The 4,334-nt window shown below is 60.2% G+C and carries 3 protein-coding genes; 1 reads left to right on the top strand and 2 read right to left on the bottom strand.

Translation table 11 applies throughout. From position 1 onward, the window contains the following. Positions 1-434 precede the first annotated feature (434 nt). Complete coding sequence (gene leuA, locus PMI23_RS26860; RefSeq protein WP_007916856.1) at positions 435-2,114, top strand: 2-isopropylmalate synthase; 1,680 nt, start codon at positions 435-437, stop codon at positions 2,112-2,114. Positions 2,115-2,214: 100 nt separating this feature from the next. Here the strand turns inward: leuA and PMI23_RS26855 are convergent, their stop codons facing one another. Together PMI23_RS26855 and PMI23_RS26850 are read right to left on the bottom strand one after the other, a co-directional pair. Further along, complete coding sequence (locus PMI23_RS26855; RefSeq protein WP_007916858.1) at positions 2,215-3,006, bottom strand: amidohydrolase; 792 nt, start codon at positions 3,004-3,006, stop codon at positions 2,215-2,217. Beyond that, positions 2,994-4,142, bottom strand: coding sequence for a pyridoxal phosphate-dependent aminotransferase (locus PMI23_RS26850; protein WP_007916860.1), 1,149 nt, complete (start codon positions 4,140-4,142; stop codon positions 2,994-2,996). The genes PMI23_RS26855 and PMI23_RS26850 overlap by 13 nt, the downstream gene beginning before the upstream one ends. Positions 4,143-4,334 lie beyond the last annotated feature (192 nt).

The raw sequence follows: 4,334 nt of genomic DNA, 5'->3' as shown, positions 1-4,334 counted from the left end.
GAGCAGGCTCACTCCTACATTGGACTGGTGTTGTGAACACGATCAACTGTAGGAGTGAGCCTGCTCGCGATGGCGGCTTATGCTGTATTCAAACACCCCTGAGACCCCATCACCCCCGATTGCGCCCCAATCAAACCTCGCGCAAATATCACAACGATCAGCGATCTCCAGCGCAATAAAATCCCGCCAAAACTCTCTTTCCGAGTATTCCTCTCAATTTTTTCCGACTGCTTGCCATCCTCTCCCCTCGCGGTTAGGGTTGAAGGCATGAAAACCTCTCACACCCTCATTCAGCTTCGCCAGCACCGCAGCCTGTGCCTTGTCAGCGCGCGACTGCCAGGCTGAATCGCTGCGCCTCGTCCCACGCTTTTCCCAGAACATTCGTAACACCGGCAGGCCGCCTCTTTTCGGCCCAGACAATAAGGAATTTCCCGATGAGCATGCTCAAAGATCCGTCTTCGAAATACCGCGCGTTTCCTGTCATCAATCTGCCGGATCGCACCTGGCCGTCGAAAACCATCGACACCGCGCCGATCTGGTGCAGCTCCGACCTGCGCGACGGCAACCAGTCGCTGATCGAGCCGATGGACGCGGTGAAGAAGCTGCGCTTCTGGAAAACCCTCGTGCAAGTCGGCGTGAAGGAAATCGAAGCGTCGTTCCCGGCCGCTTCGCAAACCGACTTCGACTTCGTGCGTACCCTGATCGAAGAAGGCCACATCCCGGACGACACCACCATTCAGGTGCTGACCCAGGGCCGTGAAGACTTGATCGAGCGCACTTTCGAATCGCTGCGCGGCGCGAAGAAAGCCATCGTTCACTTGTACAACGCCACTTCGCCGTCTTTCCGTCGCATCGTCTTCAACCAGGACAAGGACGGCATCAAGGCCATTGCGGTCAACGCAGCCAAGCTGTTCGTCAAATACGCGGCGATGCAGCCGGACACCGAATGGACTTTCGAATACTCGCCGGAAACTTTCAGCGCCACCGAGCTGGAATTCGCCAAGGAAGTCTGTGACGCGGTGATCGAGGTGTGGAACCCGACGCCTGAGCACAAGATGATCCTCAACCTGCCCGCCACCGTTGAGTGCGCAACGCCGAATGTCTACGCCGACCAGATCGAGTGGTTCGGCCGCAACATCAACCGTCGTGACAGCGTGATCATCAGCCTGCACACCCACAACGACCGTGGCACTGGCGTTGCGGCTACCGAACTGGGCCTGATGGCCGGCGCCGATCGCGTCGAAGGCTGCCTGTTCGGCAACGGCGAGCGTACCGGTAACGTCGACCTCGTCACCGTCGCACTGAACATGTACACCCAGGGTCTCGACCCGCAGCTGGACTTCTCCGACATCGACGGCGTGCGCAAAGTGGTCGAGGAGTGCAACCAGATTCAGGTTCACCCGCGTCACCCGTACGTTGGCGACCTGGTGCACACCGCGTTCTCCGGCTCGCACCAGGATGCGATCCGCAAGGGCTTCTCCCAGCAGAAACCAGACGCGCTTTGGGAAGTCCCGTACTTGCCGATCGACCCGGCCGATATCGGTCGCAGCTACGAGGCGGTGATTCGCGTCAACAGCCAATCGGGCAAGGGCGGCATCGCCTACTTGCTGGAGCAGGAATACGGCATCAGCCTGCCACGTCGCATGCAGATCGAATTCAGCCAGGTCGTGCAGCGTGAAACCGACCGTCTCGGTCTGGAGATGACCGCCAAGCAGATTCACTCGCTGTTGATCAGCGAATACTTGCAAGCCAACACCCCTTACGCGCTGGTCAGCCATCGCCTGCAGGAAGAAAACGGCAACAGCGCCGTCGAAGTGGAAGTGGCCAGCAAAGGTCAGGGCGAAACCAACCTGCACTGGCGCGGCAAAGGCAACGGTGCGCTGGAAGCACTGGTCGCCGGCCTGCCGATTCCGGTGGAGATCATGGACTACAACGAACACGCCATCGGCGCGGGCACCAACGCCAAGGCAGCGGCGTACATCGAACTGCGTGTGAACGGCGAACGTGCAGTGCACGGCGTGGGTATCGATGAAAACATCACCACCGCGAGCTTCAAGGCGCTGTTCAGCGCGTTGAACCGCTCGCTGAGCCAGCCTGAGGCGAAAGCGGCGTAATTGACCGCTGAAATGCAAAAGGCCCCGGAGTGCGAACTCCGGGGCCTTTTTTTGCCTGATGCGCTCGTTCCCATGCTCCGCGTGGGAACGATCGGCTGCCTCAGGTGAACTCGAACGTGTCAGCATCCAGATTCGCCGGAAAGCGCTCGCGATACGCCGCCAGTGGCGCCGCTTCCAAAACCACCTTGAACACACCATCCGCCTCCCCCGCCGCCAGCAAGGTTTCCCCCTGGAAATCCAGCACCTGACTGTCTCCGGTATACGCGAAGCCCTTGCCGTCGGTGCCAACGCGGTTCACCGCCGCCACATAGCAAAGGTTCTCGATGGCGCGTGCCGGCAACAGACGATTCCAGTGCAAACGCCGCGCGCCCGGCCAATTGGCGGTGTACAGCAGCAGATCAGTGTCCTGCGCATCGCGGCTCCACACCGGAAAGCGCAGGTCGTAACAAATCAGCGGACGGATACGCCAGCCCTTGAGTTCGAACTGCACCTGACGTTCGCCAGGGGTGTAATGGTTGTGCTCGCCGGCCATGCGGAACAAGTGACGCTTGTCGTAATGCAGCACTTCACCGTCCGGCCGCGCCCACAGCAGGCGATTGCGATGGCTGCCGTCGCCGGCCTGAATGATCACGCTGCCGGTAATGACTGCATTAAGCTTCGCCGCCTGAACCCGCAGCCATTTGCTGGTCGGGCCGTTCTCGGCTTCCGCGAGGGTTTCGGATTCCATGGAGAATCCGGTGGTGAACATTTCCGGCAGGATGATCAGATCCGCCCCGCGCGCCTGCTCCAGCAACAGCTCGAAATGCTCGAGGTTGGCCTGGCGGTCATGCCAGGCCAGGCTGGTCTGGATCAGCGCCAGGTTGAGATCGGGTAACGCACTCAGATCACGCATAGTTTCGCCGCCGCTTCTCGCAGCGTCTCCTCGCGTTTGGCGAAGCACAGACGCACCAGGCGCTGGCCTTCGGGTGGATTCTGATAGAAGACCGACACCGGAATACTCGCCACGCCGTGCTCGCGGGTCATCCACATCGCCATCTCGACGTCGTTCAGGTCGGGGCGAATCTGCGAATAATCGACCAGTTGAAAATAGGTGCCGGTGACTCGGGTAAAACTGAAGCGCGACGGCGCCAGCAGATCGCAGAACAGATCGCGCTTGGCCTGATAGAAACCCGGCAACTCTTCGACGTGCTCCGGGTGTTCAGCCATGTAATCGGCTAGCGCGTATTGCAACGGCGTAACGCCGCAGAAACTGACGTACTGGTGCACCTTGCGCAGCTCGGCCGTCAGCGCTGGCGGCGCGACGACGTAACCGGTTTTCCAGCCAGTAACGTGGTAGGTCTTGCCGAACGAACTGACCACGAAGGCGCGTTGATACAACTCTTCATGGGCGAGCACGCTAACGTGCGGTACGCCGTCAAATACCAGGTGTTCGTAGACTTCGTCGCTGATCAGATAAATGTCGCGACCACGGATCAATGCCGCCAGTTGATCCAGCTCGGCACGGCTGATCAATGCGCCGCTCGGGTTGTGCGGGGTGTTGATGACGATCATTTTCGTGCGCGGGCTCAGGGCCGCTGCGAGTTGGTCGAAATCGATGGAGAAGTCGTCCGGGTTCAGCTGCACATGCACGCAACGACCGCCCGCCAACTCTGTGGCCGGCTCGTAGCTGTCGTAGCACGGATCGAACACGATGACTTCGTCGCCGCTGTGGATAACCGCCTGAATCGCACAGAAGATCGCCTGGGTCGCGCCCGGCGTCACGGTCACTTCGCTGTCGGCATTGACCTGCACGCCATAGCTGCGAGCGATTTTCGCTGCAATCTGTTCGCGCAGTGCCGGCAGGCCAGTCATCGGCGAATACTGATTGTGGCCACTGGCAATGTGTGTACCGACCGCATCACGCAACGCCTGCGGGCCGTCAAAATCAGGAAAACCCTGGGATAGGTTGATCGCGCCGGTTTGCGCGGCGAGCTGAGACATCTGCGTGAAAATAGTGATGCCGACATTCGGCAGCTTACTGGTGATCATCGGGGGTTCCCTGCTCAACACCCGGCTCTGACGACGGCGCGGGAGAGCCCGAGGATAGCCCATCCGGCGCCCATAAAAAAAGGGCGCCGGATGGCACCCTTCTCTCACGTTGATCGTTCCCACGCTCTGCGTGGGAATGCAGCCTTGGACGCTCTGCGTCCGCCGCTTATGTGACGCAGAGCGTCACGGAAT

Source organism: Pseudomonas sp. GM24, from assembly GCF_000282235.1.
Taxonomy (GTDB): domain Bacteria; phylum Pseudomonadota; class Gammaproteobacteria; order Pseudomonadales; family Pseudomonadaceae; genus Aquipseudomonas.
The sequence above is the reverse complement of the archived record's forward strand: the minus strand, read 5'-3'. Positions and strand labels throughout refer to the sequence as shown.

Coding starts and splice junctions, on each gene's coding strand:
- leuA (WP_007916856.1), top strand. CDS start 435: ATGAGCATGCTCAAAGATCCGTCTTCGAAATACCGCGCGTTTCCTGTC.
- PMI23_RS26855 (WP_007916858.1), bottom strand. CDS start 3,006: ATGCGTGATCTGAGTGCGTTACCCGATCTCAACCTGGCGCTGATCCAG.
- PMI23_RS26850 (WP_007916860.1), bottom strand. CDS start 4,142: ATGATCACCAGTAAGCTGCCGAATGTCGGCATCACTATTTTCACGCAG.